The organism is Shinella yambaruensis, assembly GCF_050859155.1.
Taxonomy (GTDB): domain Bacteria; phylum Pseudomonadota; class Alphaproteobacteria; order Rhizobiales; family Rhizobiaceae; genus Shinella; species Shinella yambaruensis.
In genome coordinates, this window is the sequence record NZ_CP150639.1 from 305,675 (window position 1) to 328,350 (window position 22,676).

Below are 22,676 nucleotides of genomic sequence, written 5' to 3' on the forward strand. Positions count from 1 at the left end.
GGAGGACCCACATGCGCATCCTGAAATCGCTCACCATCGCCGCCAGCCTTGCCTTCGCCGTCTTCGGCTCCGCCAGGGCGAACGAGACGCTCGTCGTCGGCGCCACCGCCATTCCGCACGCCGAGATCCTCGAATTCGTCAAGCCGATCCTCGCCAGGGACGGCCTCGACCTCGATATCCGCGTCTTCACGGACTACATCCAGCCGAACGCCCAGCTCGTCTCCGGCGAACTCGACGCCAACTACTACCAGTACCGGCCGTTCCTAAACGACTACAACCGGGAGCGCGGCACGGAGCTCGTGCCCATCGTGCCTGTGCATATCGAGCCCTTCGTCGCCTATTCGACGAAGATCGATTCGGTTGGGAAGATCGGGGACGGCGCGACCGTCGCGATCCCGAACGATCCGGTCAATGGCGGGCGCGGCCTGCTGCTGCTCCAGAAGCTCGGCCTCATCAAGGTCTCCGGCAAGCCGGAGCTGACATCGCCGGAAGACCCGCTGCCGACCATCAAGGACGTGGTCGAGAATCCGAAGAACCTCAAGATCGTCGAGCTGGAATCCGCACTCCTGCCGCGCGCGCTCGGCGAGGTCGATCTCGCCGCGCTCAACGGCAACTACGTCTTCGAGGCCAAGCTCGACATCTCCAAGGCGCTGCTTATCGACCGCGGCCAGGACGGCCACAATGTCTGGAGCGAATATCTCGTCACCCGCCCCGAGACCAAGGACGACGCGCGCGTCGCCAAGCTCGCCAAGGCGCTGAACAGCGAGGAGACGCGGAAATTCATCGAGGAGCGCTACAAGGGACAGGTGGTCGCCGCCTTCTGATTTTTCGTCCCTCGCCGCCGGGCTGCGCCCTACCGCAGCCCGGCAATCCCTTTCTGAAATGACGGCCGAGACCGATGACCCCGACCCAAGCCACCGCCCGACAAACCCCTGCCGATCCCGCGCCCGGCGACCCCGGCTGGCTGCCCGCCCCGCCGGAAAGGCCTGCCCATGTCATCCGCGACGACGCGGAGGCGATCGCCGTCGCGGAACGGCTGAAGCCGCTCTTCGCCGTCGAGGCGAAGGAGCGCGACCGCGAGCGGCGTCTCCCCTTCGCGGAGGTCGACCTCTTCTCCGAAAGCGGCCTGTGGGGCATCACCATCCCGAAGGAATATGGCGGGGCCGGCGTCTCGCAGGTCACGCTTGCAAAAGTTTTCGCGACGCTTGCGGCGGGCGATCCCTCGCTGACCCAGATCGCCCAGAACAGTTTCGAGATCATCGATGTCATCCGCCAGACCGGGAGCGAGGCGCAGAAGCACGAGCTGTTCGGCGCGGTGCTGGCCGGCAAGCGGCTCGGCAACGCTTTTTCCGAATTCGGCGGCAAGAACGTCGAGGCCTTCGAGACGAAGCTTGTCCGCAAGGGCGATCATTTCGTGGTCTCGGGCCGGAAGTTCTACGCCACCGGCGCGCTCTTCGCCCATCTCGTGCCCATCGTCGCGCTGGATGAGGCAGGCCATGTCGTCGTCGCCGTCGCCGACCGGGGCGCGGCGGGGCTGGAGGTCGTCAACGACTGGTCGGCCTTCGGCCAGCGCACCACGGCAAGCGGCACGGTGATCCTCGACGAGGTGGCGATCCCGGAAGCCCGCGTTCTGCCCGCCCATATCGTCTACGAGAACCAGAGCGCCGTCGGCCCGCAGAGCCAGCTCATCCATGCGGCGATCGACGCCGGCATCGCGCGCGGGGCCATCGAGGCGACCATCGACCTCGTGCGCAACCACGCCCGCCCGTGGATCGACAGCGGTTCCGACACGGCGTCGGACGATCCCTACACGATCGCGGCGATCGGCGACCTCAAGATCCGCCTGCACGCCGCCGAGGCGCTCTTGGAGCGGGCCGGCCGCCAGCTCGACGAGACCATCGCCGACGTCACCGAGGAGACGATCGGCAGGGCGAAGATCGCCGTCGCGGAAGCCAAGGTGCTGACGACGGAAGTGGCGCTCGCCGCATCCAACAAGCTCTTCGAGCTTGCCGGCACGCGTTCCACGCTCGGCGCGCACAATCTCGACCGTTTCTGGCGCGACGCACGCACCCACACGCTGCACGATCCGGTGCGCTGGAAGTTCCATGCGGTCGGCCAGTATTACCTCAACGGCGTGCAGCCGCCGCTGCATTCGTGGATTTGAACGGGGAGGGCGCGCGCCGCCCTCCGCAAGAAGACATGCGAAAAGAAATCCTCCTCAACGCCTTCACGATGAACTGCGCCGGCCATATCAACCATGGGCTTTGGACTCATCCGCGCGACCAGTCGCACCGCTACACCAGGCTCGGCTACTGGACGGACCTGGCGGCGACGCTGGAGCGCGGCCTGTTCGACGGCGTGTTCCTCGCCGATATCGTCGGGGTCTACGATGTCTATCAGCAGTCCGTCGACCTGACCTTGCGCGAATCCATCCAGCTTCCGGTTAATGATCCGCTGATGCTGGTCTCCGCCATGGCGGCGGTGACGAAGGGGCTCGGCTTCGGAGTCACGGTCAACGTCAATGCGGAGGCGCCCGCCATCTTCGCGCGCCGTATCTCGACGCTCGACCACCTGACGGAAGGCCGCATCGGCTGGAACATCGTCACCGGCTATCTCGACAGCGCGGCGCGGGCGATGGGTGAAACCGCGCTCGGCGAACACGACCGGCGCTACGACCGGGCCGACGAATTCCTCGATCTCCTCTACCGGCTCTGGGAAGGAAGCTGGGACGACGACGCCGTCATCCGCGATCGCCGCGCCCGCGTCTATTCGGACCCGGCCCGGGTGCGCAAAATCCGGCACGAGGGAAAATTCTACCGCGCCGAGGCCTATCATCTGAGCGAGCCCTCGCGCCAGCGCACGCCGGTGCTCTACCAGGCCGGCACCTCCGGTCGCGGCCGGATGTTCGCTGCCCGCCACGCCGAATGCGTCTTCATCTCGCCGCCCGACACCGGCGTCGCCCGCGCGGCGTCGCGCGCCATCCGCCAGGGCGCGGTGGAAGCGGGCCGGCGGGCGGAGGACGTGCGCATCTTCGCCGGCCTCACCGTCGTCGTCGACCGTACGGAAAAGAAAGCGAAGGAGAAGTTCGAGGATTACGCCCGCTATGCCAGCCCCGAGGCGGGCCTTGCGCATTTCTCCGCCGGCACGGGCATCGATTTCTCGCAATACGATCTCGACGAGCCGATCGCCTACGGCAAGGGCAATTTCGTGCAGACCTCGGTCGATCTTGCCCGCGCGCGCGGCTGGACGAAGCGCTCCATCCTCTCCGGCATGGCGCTCGGCGGGCGTTATCCGCTGATCGTGGGCGATCCCGCTCAGGTTGCCGATGCACTGGAGGAGTGGATCGCCGAGGGCGAGGTGGATGGCTTCAATCTCGCCCGCACCGTCGCGCCGGAAAGCTACGAGGACTTCATCGATCTCGTCATTCCGATTCTGCAGGAGCGGGGGCGCTACAAGACAGCCTACGGCGCGGGCAGCCTTCGCAACCGCCTTTTCGGCGAAGGCGACCGCCTGTCGGACCGCCATCCTGCCGGCGCGTTTCGCGCGCGGGCGGAGGGCGCGGAGTGAGGGGCGGGCATGGGACGGATATGCCGCCGGCGTCCCTTCGGTCCGCCGCGCCGAATCTTTTCCCAAGGCGCCCGTATTTTGGAAATTCCTGCCTGTCGCCGCTCGTTAGTATATTTAATTTATAGATTATATCATTATTGATCTGACGGGGACATCATGACCGACGACATCCGCTCCGGCGTCAACCGCCGCAATCTCCTCAAGCTCACCGCAGTGGCCGGCGTGGTGGCGGGAACGGGCCTTCTTGCGGCGCGCACCGCCGCGGCCGAGGACGGGCTTTCGCTCAAGGGCAAGCGCATCGGCATCAGCACCGCCGGCACCGATCATTTCTTCGATCTCCAGGCCTACAACGCCCAGATCGAGGAGGTGAAGCGTCTCGGCGGCGAGCCGATCGCCGTGGATGCCAGCCGCAATGACGGCAAGCTGGTCTCCCAGCTCCAGACGCTCATCGCCCAGAAGCCGGACGCCGTCGTCCAGCTTCTCGGCACGCTCAGCGTCATCGATCCCTGGCTGAAGAAGGCGCGCGAGGCCGATATTCCGGTCTTCACCATCGATGTCGGCTCGGTCAATTCGATCAACAATTCCACCTCGGACAACTGGGGCATCGGCAAGGATCTCGCCCTCCAGCTCGTCTCCGATATCGGCGGCGAGGGCAATATCGTCGTCTTCAACGGCTTTTACGGCGTCACGCCCTGCGCCATCCGTTACGACCAGCTCGTCAACGTGGTCAAATATTTCCCGAAGGTGCAGATCGTGCAGCCGGAGCTGCGCGACGTGATCCCGAACACCGTTCAGGATGCCTTCACCCAGATCACCGCGATCCTCGCCAAATATCCGGAAAAGGGATCGATCAAGGCCATCTGGTCGGCCTGGGACATCCCGCAGCTCGGCGCGACGCAGGCGCTCGCCGCCGCCGGCCGCACGGAGATCAGGACCTATGGCGTCGACGGCAGCCCGGAAGTGCTCCAGCTCGTTGCCGATCCGAATTCGCCGGCCGCCGCCGACGTTGCCCAGCAGCCCGCCGAGCTCGGCCGCGTCGCGATCCGGAACGTCGCCCGCTACCTCGCCGGCGAGACGCTGCCGCGCGAGACCTATGTGCCGGCGCTGCTCGCCAACAAGCAGAATGTCGGCGAGGTCTCCAGGAAGCTCGGCATCGGCTGAAATCCGGCGCGGACCGCGGCGGCCTCGCCGCGGTCTCTTTCTGTCAACGGGGAATGCGGCCATGGCGGACACGGCAGGGCGCGGCGCGGCGATCGTCCGGCTCGAAAACATCGTCAAGCGCTTCGGCGGCGCCGAGGCGCTTTCGGGTGCGTCGCTCACCGTCGAGCGCGGTTCGGTGCATGGCCTCGTCGGCCAGAACGGCGCCGGCAAGTCGACGCTGATCAAGCTCATCGCCGGGCTTCACCGGGCGGACGAAGGCACGGTCGAGATCGACGGCAAGGTCTATGACCGGCTGACGCCGCATCTCGCGGAAGAGCTCGGCATCCATTTCATTCATCAGGATCGCCTGCTCGTCCCGACCTTCACGGTGGGCGAGGCGCTGTTCCTCGGCCGTGAGCTCCGGTTTCCCGGAACGCCCTTCCTCGATCGCGCGGCGATGCGGCGGAGGTCCGCCGAGATCCTCGAGCGCTATTTCGGTCTCGCGCTGCCCCATTCCGCGCTGATCGCCGATCTTTCGGCGGCGGAAAAGCAGATCGTGCAGATCACCCGCGCGCTCATCGCCAGCCCCAAGGTGCTGGTCTTCGACGAGCCGACCGCGGCGCTCGTCCGGCGCGAGGCGGACCTGCTCTTCCAGCTCATCCGCCGCCTCAGCGCGGAGGGCGTCACCGTCCTCTACATCTCGCACTATCTCGGCGAGATCGTCGACCTCTGCGATACGGTGACGGTGCTGCGCAACGGCCGCGACGTCGCGACCCTGCCGGTCGCCGGAACCTCGGCGGCCGAGATCGGCGCCCTGATGGTCAACCGCGATATCGGCGAGCTCTATCCCAAGCCCGACGTCGCGCCCGGCGAGGTGGTGCTGGAGGTGGAGAACCTGGCGCTTGCCGGCCGCTTCGACGCCGTTTCCTTCACGCTGCGCAGGGGCGAGGTCCTGGGTCTTACCGGTCTCGTCGGCTCTGGCGCCAAGGAGGTGGTGCGCACGCTCTTCGGCCTCGACCGGCCGACCGGCGGTACGGTCTCCGTCAAGGGCGAGGCCGTGTTCTCGGCCGATCCCGCCGCGGCCACCGACCGCCGCCTGGCGCTGGTGCCGGAGGACCGCCGCCGCGACGGCGTCGCGCTGGACCTCTCGGTCACCGAAAACACCACGCTCGCCAGCCTCGGCCGTTTCTCCCGCGGCCTCATCGACCGCGGCGCGGAACGGCGCCAGACGGAAGACCTCGTCAAACGGCTGCAGATCAAGACCGACGGCGTCGATGCGCTGGTGAAGACGCTCTCGGGTGGTAACCAGCAGAAGGTGGCGATCGCCAAATGGCTGAGCCGCCAGTCGGAAATCTACCTGCTCGACGAGCCCACGGTCGGCGTCGACATCGCCGCCAAGGTGGAGATCTACCGGCTGATCGGCGAGCTTGCCGAACGCGGCGCGGCTGTGCTCGTGCTCTCGTCCGACATCGAGGAGCTGCTCGGCGTCACCGATCGCCTTCTCGTCTTTTTCCGCGGCCGTGTGACGCGGCAGTTCATCTCCTCCGAAACGAGCCCGGACCAGGTCCTTGCGGATGTGACGGGTGCCCACGAGACGCTTCGCCATGTTGGTTGACGCCCCCTATATTCCGGCCTCCGCTCTCGAAATCGAGGCGCAGAAGGCTGTCGAGCCGGGAAGGCCCGGCCCCGCCTTCGGCCGCCGCCTTGCCACGCTGGCGCTGCGGGGCGGGGCGCTTGCCGTCTTCGTCGGCGTCCTTGTCGTCTTCTCCGTCACCGCGCCCTTCTTCCTCACCATCGGCAATATCGGCAACGTGCTCGGCCAGTCGGCCATTGCCGGCGTTCTGGCGATCGGGCTCACCATCGTCATCATCGCGGGCGGCTCGAACGTGGTGACGGGCGGCATCGACCTGTCGCTCGCCGCGAATATGGGGCTCAGCGCCGCCGTCTACGCCTCGCTGGCACAGGCGGGGCATGGCGACGGCGTCGCCATTGCAGGCGCGCTCGGCACGGGGCTCGCCATCGGCGCGGTCAACGCCGCCGCCGTCACGCTCGCGGGCATCGTGCCGCTGCTCGCGACGCTCGCCGTCATGAATGTCGTCGCCGGCCTCGAGCTGGTGCTGACGCAGAATACCGTCGTCCCGGCCTCGAGCGAATTCCTCTCCGCGCTTTCCGCCGGCGGCCCCTTCGGCATCCCGGTTCTCGCCTATGTCCTGCTCGGCTTCACGCTGGTCGTCGCGGCCGTCGTGCAATATACGCCGCTGGGCCTTCGTCTCTATGCGGTCGGCGTGTTTCCGGATGCGGCGCGGGCGGCGGGCCTGCCCGTCAAGTCCTTCGTCGCCGGCTCGTTCCTGGCGAGCGGCCTGTGCGGCGGGCTCGCCGGCATCCTGTCGGTCTCCTACCTCTCGGGCAGCACCACCGGGGCCGGCGACATGCTGTTGCCGGTCGTCGTCACCGCCCTGCTGGGCACGGTCTTCTCCCGTCGGCTGGTGCCGACCGTGACCGGCACGCTGCTGTCGGCGCTCTTCGTCGGCTTCCTCATCAACGGCTTCCAGCTCCTCAACATTTCCAGCACGCTGGTGAGCGGCGTGCAGGGGCTGCTGATCCTGCTCGTCGTTTCCGCCACCACGCTGCTCGGCCGCAAGGAGAACGCCTGACATGGCGACGACCGCTCTCTCCTCCTTCACCCGCGGCGTCGCCCGCTATGCGCTGGTCGCGGCGCTCGCCGCCGTCTTCGCCCTCTTCGCAGCGCTCGCGCCGGGCTTCCTCTCGGGTGCGAACCTCCTCAGCGTGCTTGTGAACAATTTCGCCCTGCTTGCCATCGTCGCCATCGCCATGACCTTCGCCGTTTCGGCGGGCGGCATCGATCTCTCGGTCGGCACGGCGGTCGATTTCGCGAGCTTCGCCTTCGTTTCCCTCGTGCTCGCCGGACAGCCGATCGCGCTTGCCGCCCTTGGCGGGCTTGCCGGCGGGGCGCTTGTCGGCGTCTTCAATGCCGTGCTCATCGCCGGCATCGGCATCTCGCCCTTTCTCGCCACGCTCGGCACGCTCTTCGTCGGCCGCAGCGCGCAGCAATTGCTGACGAATGGCGGCAATCCGGTCTACCTGCCGCCGGCCGGCGTGCCGGAAGCCTTCCGCTTCCTCGGCCATGGCACGGTCGCCGGCATTCCCGTGCCCCTCCTCGTCACCGCGCTCGTCGCCGCCGGTGCCTGGCTCGTGCTCTCGCACACCCGCTTCGGCCGGGTGACGCTCGCCGCCGGCATCCAGGCGAGCGTCGTGCGCTATTCGGGCCTACGCCTGTCGCGCATCACCGCCCTGACCTATGTGCTCGTCTCGACGATTGCCGCCGTGGTCGGGCTCATCCTCACCTCGACGGTCACGGTCTACATTCCGTCCTCGGGCAACGCGTTCCTCCTGAACGCCATCGGCGCGACCTTCATCGGCACCACCTTCGACCCGCACGGCCGGCCGAACGTGCCGGGCACCGTGCTTGGCGTGCTGCTGCTCGGCGTCGTCGCCAATGGCCTCCTGCTGTCGGGTCTCAATTTCTACTGGCAGCAGGTCGGCACCGGCCTGCTCATCTTCTCCGTCCTCGCCATCGGCTTCGCCAATCGCAAGGCGGCTGCCCGGGCCTGAACCCGGATATCTCGAAAGGATTTCTCATGAGCAGCGTCACCCGGCTCGCCAACCCCCAGGACACCGCCCATCGCATCGCCAGCGAGGACGAGGCGCTTGCCGTCGCGCGCACGCTTGCCGACGAATTCGCCGGCGGCGCGAGCCGGCGGGATTACGAGCGGGCGCTGCCGTACGAGGAGCTGGACCGGCTTTCCGCCTCCGGCCTCCTCGCCATCACCGTTCCCGCCGAATATGGCGGCATCGACGTCTCCAATGCGGTGCTCGCCGAGGTCACGGCGATCCTCTCCGAGGCCGACAGCTCGATCGGCCAGATCCCGCAGAACCATTTCTACATTCTCGAGGCGCTCCGTCACGACGGCAGCGAGGCGCAGAAGCGCTTCTACTTCAGCCGGGCTCTCGCCGGCGACCGCTTCGGCAACGCCCTTTCCGAGGTCGGCACCAAGACGGTCGGTGACTACAACACGCGGATTGCTCCCGATGGCGCGGGCTTTCGCATCAACGGGCGGAAGTTCTATTCGACGGGTGTGCTCTTCGCCCATTGGGTGGCGATCTTCGCGCTCGACGACGAGGACCGCCTCACCATGTCGTTTGCCCCGCGCGAGACGGAAGGCATCGAGATCGTCGATGACTGGGATGGCTTCGGCCAGCGCACGACGGGCAGCGGCACGACGATCCTGCGCGACGTCTACGTGCCGGCCGAGGCCGTCGTGCCGCACCAGAAGGGGTTCGAGCGCCCCGGCACGATCGGCTCGGTCGGCCAGATCATCCATGCCGGCGTCGATCTCGGCATCGCCCGCGCGGCGCTGAAGGAGACGATCGGCTACGTGCGCGACACGGCGCGGCCCTGGACGGACAGCGGTGTCGAGCGCGCCGCGGACGATCCGCTGACCATCGCCCGCATCGGCGAGCTCGCCATCCGCGTCGAGGCGGCCGAGGCGACGCTGGAGCGGGCCGGGCGCAAGGTCGACCAGGCGCAGGTCAACCTCAATGCGAAGAATGCCGTGGCCGCGACGTTGGCGGTGGCCGCCGCCAAGGTGCTGACGACGGAGCTCGCCATCGACGCGACCAACGTGCTCTTCGAGCTGGCCGGCACGTCCGCCACCAGGCGCGGCCTGAACCTCGAACGCCATTGGCGCAATGCCCGCACCCATACGCTGCACGATCCGGTGCGCTGGAAGTACCATGTCGTCGGCAACTATCACCTCAACGGCGTCACGCCGCCGAAGAACGGCGCGCTCTGAAATCCAACCCTCGTGGTGGGGGTGGTCACCTGGCCGCAATCCTTCGGGGTTGCGGTTTTTTTTGCCCAAGGGCGGCGAAGCTTGCAGGAACGGTGCCTGCCAAAAACAAGAAGCGGCCATCGGCCGCCTTCGCTTCGCCAGCCGATCCTCGCCTCAGCTATAGAGGCTCGGCTCCGGCACGCGGCCGTTGAGGGCGAAGTCGCCGACTTCGCGCGCCTTGTAGAAGACCGGGTCGTGCAGCGTGTGGGTACGCACGTTCCTCCAGTAGCGGTCGAAACGGTGGTGCGATGCCGTCGAGCGGGCGCCGGTCAGCTCGAAGATGCGCGAAGTGACGTCGAGCGCCACATGGGTGGCGTTGACCTTTGCGGCGTAGGCCTCGATCGCCGCTTCGCCGCGTTCGCGGGCGGTGACGCCCCTGCCGCGCGCAAGCGACGACTGGACGATGGCGGCGGCCGCGTCGGCGAGCGCGGCGGATGCCTTCAGCGCTGCGCGGAACTCGCCGATGCGTTCCAGGATATACGGATCCTCGCTCGCCTTTTCGAGACCGGACGTGACCCAGGGGCGCGTCGTGGTGCGCACATAGTCGGTGGCTGCCGCCAGCGCGCCTTCCGCCGTGCCGAGATAGAAGTTGACGAAGACGAGCTGGATCAGCGGCGTGTTGAACGTCGCCTGCACGGGCGGGGCGTCATCCTTCCTCGCAAGCGGCAGCAGGAAGTCGCTTTCGTAGACCGGGAAATCCCGGAATTCCACGCTGCCGCTGTCGGAGAGCCGCTGGCCGATATTGTCCCAGTCGTCATTGGCGATGTAGCCGGGCCGGTCGGTCGGCAGCACGATATTGGCGATCTCGTCGCCGAAGGCCGCATTGGCGTTGATGCGGTCGGAGACATGCGCGCCGGTCGAGAACGTCTTGCGGCCGTTGAGCAGGTAGTGGTCGTCGCTGCGGGTCAGCGTGAGGCCGGGATCGCGCGGGTTGACGGCGGCACCCCAGTAGAGCCTCTTTGCGACAGTCTCGACGCCGAGGTCCCAGGCCTTGTCCGGGTCGTCGGCCGCCCAGTAGACGTACTGGCTGTTGACGAAATGATAGCCGAGCAACTGGCCGATCGAGCTTTCGCCGCGCGCCAGGATGCGCACGAGCCGCAGCCCGTCCACCCAGTCGAGACCGCCGCCGCCGATCTCGACCGGGTGCAGCGCGGTCAGGAGGCCCTCCGTCTTCAGCCGCTCGATTTCCGCGAACGGCGGCTTGCCGTCGGCATCGAGCTGCGCCCCGCGGCGGGCAAGGTCGGCGGAAATCTCCTCGGCCTTCGCGAAGAGGCGGGCCCGATCGTCCTGAAGGTCGGACTCCTTGACAAGGTGTAGGGCGGTCATGGTCGGTCTCCTGCTCTCCGGCCGATCCCGGGCAGGTCGCCACGGTCGGGGTGGGTGAAAGGGTGCGCACGGTTTTCCGCCGCTGCGCGCATCTTCCCAGAGTCCCCGGATGGCAGCCAGAAAAGCCGTTTCCGAAATTAATACATATAAAAGATAGAATTTCTGTATTTAATGGAAGAAGGCGCTATCTTCGCCCCGGCCAATGCCGCCAGGCATTCTCGATACCCTGGCCCGATACCCTGGAGAGACCCATGGCACGCCATATCCGCTTCAATGCCTTCGACATGAACTGCGTGGGCCACCAGTCCCCCGGCCTGTGGGCGCATCCGCGCGACAGGTCCTGGAAATACAAGGACCTGGACTATTGGCAGGATCTCGCCCGCACGCTGGAACGCGGCGTCTTCGACGGCATCTTCATCGCCGACGTCATCGGCTACTACGATGTCTACAAGGGCTCGAACTATCATGCCATCCACCAGGCCGCGCAGATTCCGGTGAACGATCCGCTGCAGCTTGCGGCCCCCATCGCGCTCGCCACCCAGCATCTCGGCATCGGCATCACGGCGTCCACCTCCTTCGAGCATCCCTATACCTTCGCCCGCCGCCTCGCGACGGCCGACCATCATTCCAAGGGCCGCGTCGGCTGGAACATCGTCACCTCCTATCTGGAGAGCGGCGCGAAGAATGTCGGGCAGGGCGGCCTTCGCCGGCACGACAACCGCTACGAGGTCGCCGCCGAATATGTGGAAGTGCTCTACAAGCTGCTGGAAGGCTCCTGGGAGGAGGGTGCGGTGGTGCGCGACGGCGACAGGCGCATCTTCACCCATCCCGAAAAGGTCCACGAGATCGGCCACAAGGGCAAGTATTTCGAGGTGCCGGGTTACGGCCTCACCGAGCCCTCGCCGCAGCGCACGCCGGTTCTCTACCAGGCCGGCGCCTCCGGGCCGGGCAAGGCGTTCGCCGCCGCGCACGCCGAGTGCATCTTCGTCGCCGCGCCGACGAAGTCGGTGCTCAAGGCCTATGTCGCCGATATCCGCCAGCGCATCGCCGCTGCCGGCCGCAACCCCAGAAAGGTCTATATCTACACGCTCGTCACCATCATCACCGACGAGACCGAGGAGAAGGCGCAGAAGAAATTCGAGGACTACAAGAGCTACGTTTCCTATGACGGCTCGCTGACCTTCATGTCCGGCTGGAGCGGCATCGATTTCGGCCAGTATGCGCCGGCGGATGTGGTGGAGAAGATCGAGACCAACGCCATCCACTCCTTCGTCGAGCACATTGCCGGCGGCGACAAGTCGTGGACCATCGACGAGCTTGCCCGGTTCGGCGGCATCGGCGGCATGGGACCGGTCTTCGTCGGCTCGCCGGAGCGCATTGCCGACATCCTTCAGGAATGGGTGGCCGATACGGATGTCGACGGCTTCAACCTCGCCTATGCGGTGACGCCCGACAGCTTCGAGGATGTCGTCGCCCATATCGTGCCGGAGCTGCAGAAGCGCGGCGCCTATCCGACGGCCTATAGGGAGGGTACCTTGCGGGAGAAGCTGTTCGGCGAAGGGCCATACCTGCCGAAAACCCATCCGGCTGATGGCTACAGGGATATCGAGGCCGTGAAGCGGCGCGACGCCGATATCCCGGCGCTGAAATCGGTCGGTGCGTGACGCGGCGCTTGCGGCGATGCCGCTGCGTGGCGCGGAGGTGAAACGGATGCCGGCAAGGCCAGTCGTGGCGATCATCGGGGGCGGCTTCACCGGTGCCGCCTGCGCCTATCATCTCGTGCGGCGGCTTCCCGTCGGCGCCGCGAGGATCGTCGTCTTCGAGCCCCGGGCGATGCTCGGGGGCGGCCTTGCCTATGATACGGACGAGGCGACGCACCGCATCAATGTGCCCGCGACGCGCATGTCGCTCCTTCCCGACGACGGCGATCATTTCCAGCACTGGCTCGTCCGCAGCGGGACCCTTGCGGACGATCCGGAGGCCGTCACGCCGGAGGGACACGCCTTCGCGCGCCGTTCCGCCTTTGGCCGTTATGTTTCCGACAACCTTGCCCCCTTGGTCGCGAGCGGAGCGGTCGAGCATCGCCGCAGCCGCGTCCGCGCGGTGACGGCGGCGCGCTCGGGGCGCTGGCATGTCGAGACCGGGGACGGCCCGGCGCTGGAGGCCGATATCGTGGTCGTCGCGACGACGCATCCAAGCCCGCAGCCGCCCGCAACCCTCCACCGCGCCCTTTCCGGCCGCGCCGGCTACATCCCGGATGCCACGGTGCCCGGCGCCCTCTCCGGCATCGCCCCGGACGACCGGGTGCTGGTCGTGGGCACGGGGCTCACCGCAGCGGACGTCATCGCGACACTCGATGCCGCGGGGCATCGCGGCAGGATCACGGCCGTCTCGCGCCGCGGCCTTCGCTCGCGCGGGCACAACCTTTCCGTTCAGGAGCCGTTCGGCGAGTTTGCCGATCCGCCATCCCGCTCGGCGCGGGCCTTGCTGCGGCGGATCCGGGAGGGCCTTGTCCAGGCCGATGCTGCGGGGCTCAGCTGGCATGCGGTTTTCGACCGGGTTCGCGGCCAGGGCAGCGATATCTGGCGCTCTCTGCCTGTCGCCGAGCGCCGGCGCGTCGCGCGCTTCCTGCGACCCTACTGGGACGTGCACCGTTTCCGTATCGCGCCCCAGGTGGAAGCGGTCATCGACCGGCGCCTGGCCGCTGGCACGCTTTCCTTTCATGCTGCGGCCATCGCCGGTGTGACCTGCCCCGCAGAGGGCGGGATTGCCGTGGATTTTCGCCCGCGCCATGGGCGGGAGCCGTACCAGGAAACGTATGGCAGCCTGATCGTGACGACAGGCCCGGGGCATGCATCGGTGCTTTCAAGCCAGCCATTCCTCGCGGGTCTCGCCACCGCGGGCGATCTGCAATCGGATGCCGTCGGTCTTGGCATCGCGGTCGACGAGCGAAGCCGCGCCATCGGAACCGATGGGCAGGCGCTGAATAGCCTCTACATCGCCGGCCCGTTGGCCCGCGGCACGTTCGGCGAGTTGATGGGCCTGCCCCAGGTGACGGACCATGCGGTCTTCGTGGCGGAAGACATCGTGCGCCAGATGAACGCCACGGCGACCTTTCGCTCTCGGCAGTCGAGCTATCACGGCGATCACGACATCGCTGGGTAGAGGAGGCGGGACGCGGAGGTACAAAACGCGCGCTGAGAGTACCTCAATAAGTTCCAGCTACGCTCCGGCCTATCGAAAGCGATCTGGTGGATAGACATGGTCGGAGCAGTCTCCTCGACGATATCGGCAACCGTGACACTCACGTCCTCGTCCGGCGGCACCAGCCTTTCCGCGCTTCAAGCGCAGCTCTCGGCCAAGGAGAGCGAGCTTGCCGAAGCGATGGACGAGGAGGCCCAGGCCGAACTCAAGGAAGCGATCGCCAGCCTCAAGGCCGAGATCGCTGTGCTGAAGGCGAAGGAGGCAGGTTCGGCACAGCGGCAGACCGCCGAAGGCGCAAGCACCTCGCGCATCGGCACGCGCAATTTCGAGGATGGCGATCCCTTTGGCGAGCGGGAAATATACGTCTGAGCAGGTTCAATTGTCTTTGCGCGTTTCCGGACGCAGAACCGCGTCGCACTTTTTCTGGAAATGCACTAGATAGCGGGCGATTTTCCGGTGCCGTGGACGAAGATGCGGATGCAGCGCCGCATGTAGTCCTTGCGTGCGTCGAAGCCCGGCCATTCGGCGCCCGTGCCCGTCTTCGTGACGACGGCGCCGAACATCATGTCCATGAGGATCGTCGCGGCGCTCGTCGTATCGTCGACGAAGAGCCTTCCGGCCCGCTTTTCTCCCTCCATCCATTCGGCAAGCAGCGCATGGGCCCGCTGGCCGCCGAGCCTCTTCATCATCTCGCCGACTTCTGGATAGCGCGCGGCTTCCACGATGGTGAGGTTGAGGAAGGCCGCGCGCGCGCTATCCTCTTCCGTGCTGATATCGATCTGGAAGATGCGTTCGAGGGCGTCCGAGAGGCTCAGGCCCGTATAGTCGCCGGGAAGCGCAAGCATGCTGGTGCGGTGCTGCTCGATGATCGCGGCGAGCAGATCGGTCTTGGAGGGGAAGAGTTCGTAGAGCGTGCGCTTGGAGATATGGCAGTGGGCGGCAACCTCGCTCATCGTCGTCCTGCCGTAGCCTTCGGCCAGGAACAGCTTGCGCGTCGCCTCGACGATCTTGGCCCTCTGTTCGGCCGGCGTCGCGAGTCTGGGGCGGCCGCGTTTCCGGCGCTTGGCCGGGAGAGTTGTGGCGGTTGTTTCGGTCATGGAGGTTATCCAGAGGCGGGCCATTGACAATGTCGATATCTGGATATTAATGGTACTCATGAGTTTTGTAAATATGGCAAGCGTGCGGCATGGTCCGCCGCTCCGAAGAAAAGGTGCATGATGCGCGAGAAAACCCTGCGGATCGGCCTCGTTGCCGCCGGCCTGTTCCTGGCCGCCTGCTCGGACCAGAGCGGTGGAAACGCTCCGCCCGGCGCCGGGGCCTTGCCCGCGGCCGAGGTGGGCTTCGTGGTGCTGAAGGCGCAGTCCGTTCCGCGTTATACCCAGCTCTCCGGCCGCGTGGTGGCGCACGCCACGGCGGAGATCCGCCCGCAGATCGACGGCATCATCGAAAGCATCGATTTTCGCGAGGGCCGGCAGGTGAAGGCCGGTGACATCCTCTTCAAGGTGCGCGATGCGAAGTTCAGCGCGGCCTATGCGGCGGCGGCGGCCACGCTGTCGCGCGCCGAGGCGACGCAGCAGTCGGCGCAGTCGGCTTTCGACCGGAACCAGCGGCTGCAATCGCAGAGCGCCGTGAGCCAGCAGGCGCTGGACGAGGCGACGGCAGCGCTGCTGCAGGCGAAGGCGGATGTGGAATCGGCCAGGGCCAGCCTTGAGACGGCGCGCATCGATCTCGACAACACCACGATCAAGGCGCCGATATCGGGCATCATCGGCACGGCCGGCGTCAGCGTCGGCTCGCTGGTCACGCAGAACCAGACGGATGCGCTGGCGACGATCCGCCAGATCGATCCCGTCAATGTCGACCTCGTCGATACCAGCGCCAACCTTTTGCGGATCCGGCAGGATGTCGAGGCGGGGCGCCTCGGCCGCGACGGCGCGGGGGCACCGAGCGTCAGGCTGACGCTCGAGAACGGCGAGGACTACAAGACCATCGGCACGATCTCGCTGGCGACGGTCAATGTCAGCGAGAGCACGGGCACCTTCACCCTGCGCGCAAGCTTCCCCAATCCGGAGCGCATCCTGCTGCCGGGCATGTTCGTGCGCGCCTCCGTCGATCTCGGCACCATGCCGAACGCCTTCCTCGTCCCGCAGCGCGCCGTCCAGCGCAGCGGCACGGGCGATCCCATCGCCTATGTCGTCTCGGCCGACAGCAAGGTGGAGCAGCGCAAGCTTGCGACCGAGGGCACGAGCGGCAACAACTGGATCGTGACCGACGGCCTGAAGGACGGCGAGCGCCTGATCGTCGATGGCTTCCAGAAGATTTCCGCGGGCGCTGCCGTAACGGCCGTGGAAGCGACGATCGATGAGGACGGCGTGGTCAAGCAGTCCCTCGCCAGCCCCGCCGATGCGGGCGAAGCGTCGGAGGCCGCCCAATGACCGAAGGCTTCCGGCGCAATGCCCTGGCGAGCTTCTTCATCGCCCGCCCCGTCTTTGCCATCGTGCTCGCGATCGCCACGCTGCTTTCCGGCGTCATGGGCATCTACTCGCTGTCGATCTCGCAATATCCCGATGTCGCGCCCGTCACGGTCCGTATCGGCGCGACCTATTCCGGTGCCACGGCGGAAGCGGTCGAGAACTCGGTCACGACGAAGATCGAGGGCGCGATGACCGGCCTCGATGGCCTGCTCTACATGGAATCCACGTCGAACACCGGCTCGGCCTCCATCTCGCTCACCTTCGCCAGCGGCACGGATCCGGAACTGGCGCAGGTCGAGGTGCAGAACAAGCTGTCGCGCGTCGAATCCCAGCTTCCCGAGGCCGTACAGGACGCCGGCGTCACCGTCTCCCGCTCGCCCTCCGGCATCCTGATGATCGGCAACATCATCTCGCGCGACGGCCGCTACACCTCCTCGGAGCTTTCCGACATCATGTCGAGCAGCATCGAGGAGCGCATCGAACGGCTCGACGGCGTCGGTTCCGTGCAGGCCTTCGGCAGCGGCTATGCCATGCGCATCTGGCTCGATCCCGATCAGATGCAGAAGTACCAGCTGGTTCCCTCCGACGTCACCGCGGCCATTCAGGCGCAGAATGCCCAGGTCGCCGCCGGCTCCATCGGCGCGACGCCCGTCGTGCGCGGCCAGCAGCTGAAGGCGAGCATCGTCGCGCAGACGCAGATGACCTCGGCCGACGAGTTCAAGAAGATCATCCTCAAGACGGCGACGGACGGTTCCGTCGTGCGCCTCGGCGATGTCGCGCGCGTCGAGATCGGGCTTGAAAGCTACGGCCAGAGCTCGACCTTCAACGGCATGCCGGCCGCCGGCTTCGGCGTGCAGCTGGCGAGCGGCGCGAATGCCATCACGACGGCCGAGGCCGTGCATGCCGAGCTCGACAGCCTCGCCGGTTCGCTGCCCGAGGGCGTCGAGATCGCCTATTCCTACGAGACCACGCCCTTCGTCGAGCTGTCCATCGAGAAGGTCGTGGAGACGCTGATCGAGGCGATCGTGCTGGTCTTCCTCGTGCTGCTGCTCTTCCTGCAGAACCTGCGCGCGACGATCATCCCGATGATCGCCGTGCCCGTCGTGCTGCTCGGAACGTTCGGCGTGCTTGCGGCGCTCGGCTATTCTATCAACATGCTGACCATGTTCGCCATGGTGCTCGCCATCGGTCTTCTCGTCGACGATGCGATCGTCGTGGTGGAGAATGTCGAGCGCGTCATGTCGGAGGAGGGGCTCTCCGCCCGCGAGGCGACGGAGAAGTCGATGGGCGAGATCACCGGCGCGCTCATCGGCGTCGCGCTCGTCCTCACCGCCGTCTTCATTCCCATGGCCTTCTTCTCTGGCTCGGTCGGCGTCATCTACCGGCAGTTCTCCGTCACCATCGCCAGCGCCATGCTGCTCTCCGTCCTCGTCGCGGTCATCCTGACGCCGGCGCTCTGCGCCATGCTGCTGAAGCCCACGCATGGCGGGCTGGCGGCGCGCATCTTCGGTGGCTTCAACCGTGGTTTCGAGAAGACGACGCGCGGTTATGTGAGCGCCGTCGGCGGCATGCTTGTGCGGCCGCTGCGCATGCTCGTGCTTTTCGCCATGCTCCTCGGCGGCGCCTGGTGGGTCTATACGCAGCTGCCGACCTCCTTCCTGCCGGAGGAGGACCAGGGCGTGCTGATGACGCAGATCACCCTGCCGGCCGGCGCCAATGCCGCCCGCACGCAGGCCGTCATCGACATGGTCGAGAACTATTTCCTCACGGAGGAGAAGGACGCCGTGCAGAGCGTCTTCATGACGCTCGGCTTCGGCTTCGGCGGCAGCGGCGAAAACGCCGCCATGGCCTTCGTGCGCCTCAAGGATTTCGACGCGCGCACGGATACGTCGCTTTCGGCTTCCGCCATCTCGCAGCGTGCCTCGGCGCATTTCCGTAAGATCCGCGACGCGGAGGTCTTCGTGCTGGCGCCGCCCGCCATCCAGGGGCTGGGGCAGAGCAACGGCTTTTCCATGTATCTGGAAGACACCGGCAACCGCGGCCGCGACGCGCTGACGGCGGCCAGCAACCAGCTTGCCGACCTCGCCCAGCAGGACGACACGGTCGGCAATGTACGCGGCAATACCCGCACCTTGGAAAGCCAGCTGAAGATCGAGATCGACCAGGAGAAGGCAGGTGCGCTCGGCGTCGATCTCAGCGGCATCAACGGGCTGATCTCCACGGCCTTTGCCGGCAGCAACGTCAACGACTTCGTCTATAACGGCGAGATCAAGCCCGTCTATGTGCAGGCGGACGCGCCCTTCCGCATGCAGCCGGAGGACGTCAACCGCTGGTACGCGCGCAATGGCGATGGCGAGATGGTGCCGTTCTCCGCCTTCGCGACGACGACATGGATCCAGGGCTCGCCCTCGCTCGCCCGCTTCAACGGCACGGCGGCCATCTCCATGAACGGTGCGGCACAGGCCGGCGCCAGCTCCGGCGATGCGATGGACCGCATGGAGGCGCTCGTCGCCGGTCTCGACGGCGGCTACAGCGCGGCCTGGTCCGGCCTGTCCTACCAGGAGCGGCTTGCCGGTTCGCAGGAGGCGATGCTCTACGCCGTCTCCCTGCTCGTCGTCTTCCTCTGCCTTGCCGCGCTCTACGAAAGCTGGTCCATCCCGCTTTCCGTCATCCTTGCGGTGCCGGTCGGCGTGCTTGGCGCGCTCGTCGCCGCCTGGATATTCGGTCAATCGAACGACGTCTATTTCAAAGTCGGCCTGCTGACGACGATCGGCCTTACGGCCAAGAACGCCATCCTGATCGTCGAATTCGCCAAGGACCTGCGCGATCAGGGCAAAAGCGTCGTCGACGCCGTTCTGGAGGCTGCCCGCATGCGCCTCAGGCCGATCGTCATGACCTCGCTCGCCTTCATCCTCGGCGTCCTGCCGCTCGCCTTCGCGACGGGGGCAAGCTCGGCCGCGCAGAACGCCATCGGCATCGGCGTGATGGGCGGCATGATCGCAGCGACCGTGCTCGGTGTCTTCTTCGTGCCGCTGCTCTTCGTGATCGTGGCCGGAAGGGGCAGGCCGAGGGCCGCGTAGACGCGTTTGCCGCATCCGTCGAGCGGGATCGCCAGTCCTTGCCCTTCGATGTCAAAATCATCTCGCATAATTCTTGATGCGATTGTAGCTCATCGAGAGATGGGCCCGGCGGATGTAGCCGATGGCTTCCCAATCCCCGATCTCGGCGGCGTTCAAGACGGCCTGCATTTCGTCGCGGAATGCCCGGTATTCCTCGACAAGCCCGAGCTTGGGCATCATCTTCAGGACGACGCGGACGATCTTGAGATACAGCCGTTCATTAACCTCGCGCAGCGCCGCATTGCCGGTGAATGCCGATATCTCCCAGTAGAAATCCATGTTGAGGCGCAGGAAGGCGCGTTGGGACGGTTCCTGCATCTCGTCGTCGCAGCGCTTGATGAGCGCGCGGATCCTGTCCAGATCGTCCGGGGTGCGCGGGAGCGGATCGAGCTTGCCGACCAGTTCGGCAAGCTCCAGCCGGAGACGGTAGATCTGGAAGATCTCGTCGAGATCGGGATCCGTGACGATCGTGCCGACCCCGTGCACGGAGGCGACGAGCCCTTCCGCTTCCAGCCGTGCAAGGACGCGACGGACGGGGGTCCGGCTCGTATCGAACTGCTTTGCCAGCTCCTCCTCCGAAAGCCGGGTGCCCGGTGCATATTCCAGAAGGCAGATCTGGTCGCGGATCGTGTTGTAGATGCGGTCGAAACGCTCTTTCGCGCCGACGAGAGGGGCGGATTGCTCCTTTGCACCGGAATTGTCGGTCTGTGCCATCAACCAGCTTCCAGGACAGCGTTCAGGAATTGCCGCGTCCGCTCGTTCTGCGGGTTGCCGAAGATCTGCGCGGGCGGTCCCTGTTCGCATATTTTCCCCTGATAGAAAAAGCAAACCCTATCGGAGAATTCCTTGGCGAACCCCATCTGGTGGGTCACCATGAGCATCGTCAGATCGTGCTCGGCGCCGATCCTGCGGATGACCTGAAGCACCTCGCCCACGAGCTCCGGGTCGAGCGCGGAGGTGACCTCGTCGAAAAGCATGATCTTTGGCCGCATGGCCAGGGCCCGGGCGATCGCCACGCGCTGCTGCTGGCCTCCGGAAAGCTGGCCCGGATAGTGATCCTTCTTGGCCGACAGGCCGACCATGTCGAGCAGCTCGGCGGCGCGCTCCTCCGCTTCCTTCCTTCCCATTCCAAGGACGGTGATCGGCGCCTCTATGCAGTTGCCGAGGGCGGTCATGTGCGGGAAGAGGTTGAAGGACTGGAACACCATGCCGATCTTCGCGCGGATACGGCGGATATGCTTCGCATCCGCGGGCACCAGCCGTCCGTTCTTAGGCATGTGGGTCATCGGCTCGCCATCGACCCACAGCGTGCCGCCATTGATGCTTTCCAGCGTCATCAGCATGCGCAGCACGGTCGTCTTGCCGGATCCGGACGGGCCGATGATCGAGACCTTCTCGCCGCGCGCGACGTCGAGGTTGAGATTGTCGAGAACGGTGAAGGCGCCGTAACGCTTGGACACGTTCTCATAGCGGACCATGGGCATTTCGGTCATCCGTATCTCCTTGAAAGCCAGCCGTCCAAGACGCGGACCAGTCCCGCGGACAGGAGGCTCATCACCAGAAAGAAAAGCCCGACGAGCGTCACCGGTTCGGTGTAGCGGAAGGTCTCCGAGCCGATGATCTTGGCGCGTTGCATGAGCTCGACGACGGCGATCGCCGAAAGCAGGGGTGTCTCCTTGAACAGCGCTATCAGATAGTTGCCGAGCGCCGGCACCACCGGCGGCAGCGCCTGCGGCAGGATGATGTCCTTGAAGGTGGTCCAGGGGGAGAGGTTGAGCGCGATCGATGCCTCCCACTGGCCGCGGGGAACGTTCTCGAAGCCGGCCCTGTAGACCTCCGAGCAATAGGCCGCGTAGTGCAGGCCGATCGCGAGCACGCCCGCCGTGAAGGCATCCAACACGATGCCGACCTTGGGCAAAACGAAGAACAGGAAGAAGATCTGAATGAGGAGCGGCGTCGAGCGGACGAGCTCGACCAGGATCGCGACGACAAGGCCCGCCGCCGGGGAGGAGAGCCGTATCGATGCCAGGACGAGGCCGAGGAGCGCCGCAATGACGAAGCCGATCGCCGTCGCCTGGACGGTGATGACCGCGGCCCGTGCCAGCACGGGCAGGATGTCGATGGTGAAGGCCCAGTCCCACATCACGAGGCCTTTCCGTGCAGCACGCCCTTGGCCGCCCATCCCTCGGTGAAGCGCATGCAGATCGTGATCGTCAGCGAGATCGCGAGATAGAGGAGCAGGACGAGGGTGAAGATCGGTACGGTCTGCAGCGTTGCCTGGTTCATCTGCTGTGCCTTGAAGGTGAGATCGGCGAGCGTGATCAGGGAGACGAGCGAGGTCGACTTGACGAGCTCGATGAAAAGGTTGCCCCAGGGCGGGATCATCGCCACGAAAGCCTGCGGCAGGATGATGCGCCGGAGCATTTGCGCCCGCGTCATGTTGAGCGCCGTGGAGGCTTCCCACTGGCCTTTCGGGACGGCCCGGATGGCGCCGCGCACGACCTCGGCACCGTAGGCACCGATGTTCAGCCCGAGCGCCAGCACGGCGACGGGAAACGCATCCATGAAAACCCCGAACTGCGGCAACACGAAATACAGCCAGAAGAGCTGCACGAGCGCGGACGTGCCGCGGAATATCTCGATGTAGGCGACCGCCAGCCATCGCAACGGCAGCGGGCCATAGAGCTTGGCGAGCGCTGCCGTCAGCGCCATGACGACGGCCAGCAAGGCGCCGAGAACGGCGATCTGGATCGTCAGCCAGGCACCCTGGAGCAGGCCGGGCACGAAGACCTTGAAACCGTCCTGGAAGGACAGGATGACGATGGCCGTCAGGGTAGCCGCCAGCATGGCGGCGAGCACGCGTATCCACATCGGAAATCCCCCGTCATAGGCGAAGACGCGGACGGCCTTGGCATCGCCGCCCGCGCGAAAAG

General features: G+C 66.2%; 19 protein-coding genes. 13 read left to right on the plus strand and 6 right to left on the minus strand.

What is annotated here, in order from left to right; all coding sequences use genetic code 11:
• Nucleotides 1-11 precede the first annotated feature (11 nt).
• The 8 genes from WMC41_RS23810 (at nt 12) to WMC41_RS23845 (ending at nt 9,581) form a co-directional block, all read left to right on the plus strand.
• The gene (locus WMC41_RS23810) at nt 12-824 is read left to right on the plus strand and encodes a MetQ/NlpA family ABC transporter substrate-binding protein (RefSeq protein ID WP_272807789.1); all 813 of its coding nucleotides are present in this window, start codon (nt 12-14) and stop codon (nt 822-824) included.
• A gap of 74 nt (nt 825-898) precedes the next feature.
• Nucleotides 899-2,164 carry an SfnB family sulfur acquisition oxidoreductase gene (locus tag WMC41_RS23815; RefSeq protein WP_432349220.1) on the plus strand — a complete coding sequence of 422 codons (1,266 nt, stop codon included), beginning with the start codon at nt 899-901 and terminating at the stop codon, nt 2,162-2,164.
• 35 nt (nt 2,165-2,199) lie between these two features.
• Nucleotides 2,200-3,567: an LLM class flavin-dependent oxidoreductase gene (locus tag WMC41_RS23820; RefSeq protein ID WP_432349222.1), complete on the plus strand. Its 1,368-nt coding sequence runs from the start codon at nt 2,200-2,202 to the stop codon at nt 3,565-3,567.
• Between the two features lie 156 nt (nt 3,568-3,723).
• Nucleotides 3,724-4,728: a sugar ABC transporter substrate-binding protein gene (locus WMC41_RS23825; protein ID WP_432349223.1), complete on the plus strand. Its 1,005-nt coding sequence runs from the start codon at nt 3,724-3,726 to the stop codon at nt 4,726-4,728.
• 61 nt (nt 4,729-4,789) lie between these two features.
• Entirely contained in the window at nt 4,790-6,322 is a 1,533-nt protein-coding gene (locus WMC41_RS23830; RefSeq protein WP_432349225.1) for a sugar ABC transporter ATP-binding protein, read from the plus strand.
• Nucleotides 6,312-7,361, plus strand: coding sequence for an ABC transporter permease (locus tag WMC41_RS23835; protein ID WP_432349227.1), 1,050 nt, complete (start codon nt 6,312-6,314; stop codon nt 7,359-7,361). The genes WMC41_RS23830 and WMC41_RS23835 overlap by 11 nt, the downstream gene beginning before the upstream one ends.
• 1 nt (nt 7,362) lies before the next feature.
• Nucleotides 7,363-8,340, plus strand: coding sequence for an ABC transporter permease (locus tag WMC41_RS23840; protein WP_432349229.1), 978 nt, complete (start codon nt 7,363-7,365; stop codon nt 8,338-8,340).
• Nucleotides 8,341-8,366: 26 nt separating this feature from the next.
• Nucleotides 8,367-9,581, plus strand: coding sequence for an SfnB family sulfur acquisition oxidoreductase (locus WMC41_RS23845; RefSeq protein WP_432349231.1), 1,215 nt, complete (start codon nt 8,367-8,369; stop codon nt 9,579-9,581).
• A 153-nt stretch (nt 9,582-9,734) separates the two neighbouring features.
• Here the strand turns inward: WMC41_RS23845 and WMC41_RS23850 are convergent, their stop codons facing one another.
• Nucleotides 9,735-10,946 (minus strand): acyl-CoA dehydrogenase family protein, encoded by a 1,212-nt coding sequence (locus tag WMC41_RS23850; RefSeq protein ID WP_432349233.1) that lies wholly within the window; start codon nt 10,944-10,946, stop codon nt 9,735-9,737.
• Between the two features lie 251 nt (nt 10,947-11,197).
• On the opposite strand from WMC41_RS23850, the gene WMC41_RS23855 reads away from it, so the two are divergent.
• The 3 genes from WMC41_RS23855 (at nt 11,198) to WMC41_RS23865 (ending at nt 14,519) form a co-directional block, all read left to right on the plus strand.
• Nucleotides 11,198-12,610 carry an LLM class flavin-dependent oxidoreductase gene (locus WMC41_RS23855; protein ID WP_432349235.1) on the plus strand — a complete coding sequence of 471 codons (1,413 nt, stop codon included), beginning with the start codon at nt 11,198-11,200 and terminating at the stop codon, nt 12,608-12,610.
• Between the two features lie 46 nt (nt 12,611-12,656).
• Nucleotides 12,657-14,111, plus strand: a complete 1,455-nt coding sequence (locus tag WMC41_RS23860; protein ID WP_432349237.1) for an FAD/NAD(P)-binding protein — start codon at nt 12,657-12,659, stop codon at nt 14,109-14,111.
• Between the two features lie 132 nt (nt 14,112-14,243).
• Nucleotides 14,244-14,519: a hypothetical protein gene (locus WMC41_RS23865; RefSeq protein ID WP_432349238.1), complete on the plus strand. Its 276-nt coding sequence runs from the start codon at nt 14,244-14,246 to the stop codon at nt 14,517-14,519.
• Between the two features lie 65 nt (nt 14,520-14,584).
• Here the strand turns inward: WMC41_RS23865 and WMC41_RS23870 are convergent, their stop codons facing one another.
• Complete coding sequence (locus tag WMC41_RS23870) at nt 14,585-15,247, minus strand: TetR/AcrR family transcriptional regulator (protein ID WP_432349240.1); 663 nt, start codon at nt 15,245-15,247, stop codon at nt 14,585-14,587.
• A 117-nt stretch (nt 15,248-15,364) separates the two neighbouring features.
• On the opposite strand from WMC41_RS23870, the gene WMC41_RS23875 reads away from it, so the two are divergent.
• Nucleotides 15,365-16,585: an efflux RND transporter periplasmic adaptor subunit gene (locus WMC41_RS23875; RefSeq protein WP_432349241.1), complete on the plus strand. Its 1,221-nt coding sequence runs from the start codon at nt 15,365-15,367 to the stop codon at nt 16,583-16,585.
• 23 nt (nt 16,586-16,608) lie between these two features.
• A complete protein-coding gene (locus WMC41_RS23880) occupies nt 16,609-19,704 on the plus strand; it encodes an efflux RND transporter permease subunit (protein WP_432349320.1) in 3,096 nt (1,031 codons plus the stop codon).
• A 57-nt stretch (nt 19,705-19,761) separates the two neighbouring features.
• On the opposite strand, the gene WMC41_RS23885 is transcribed toward WMC41_RS23880, so the two are convergent.
• From WMC41_RS23885 to ehuC, 4 genes are read right to left on the minus strand one after another with little or no spacing between them, the layout of a single operon-like run.
• Entirely contained in the window at nt 19,762-20,457 is a 696-nt protein-coding gene (locus tag WMC41_RS23885; RefSeq protein WP_244766448.1) for a GntR family transcriptional regulator, read from the minus strand.
• A complete protein-coding gene (ehuA, locus tag WMC41_RS23890; RefSeq protein ID WP_272807804.1) occupies nt 20,457-21,236 on the minus strand; it encodes an ectoine/hydroxyectoine ABC transporter ATP-binding protein EhuA in 780 nt (259 codons plus the stop codon). Before ehuA ends, WMC41_RS23885 begins: the two co-directional genes overlap by 1 nt.
• Nucleotides 21,233-21,886, minus strand: a complete 654-nt coding sequence (ehuD, locus tag WMC41_RS23895) for an ectoine/hydroxyectoine ABC transporter permease subunit EhuD (protein ID WP_280530969.1) — start codon at nt 21,884-21,886, stop codon at nt 21,233-21,235. The genes ehuA and ehuD overlap by 4 nt, the downstream gene beginning before the upstream one ends.
• Nucleotides 21,886-22,614, minus strand: a complete 729-nt coding sequence (ehuC, locus tag WMC41_RS23900) for an ectoine/hydroxyectoine ABC transporter permease subunit EhuC (RefSeq protein ID WP_432349244.1) — start codon at nt 22,612-22,614, stop codon at nt 21,886-21,888. The genes ehuD and ehuC overlap by 1 nt, the downstream gene beginning before the upstream one ends.
• Between the last annotated feature and the right edge of the window lie 62 nt (nt 22,615-22,676).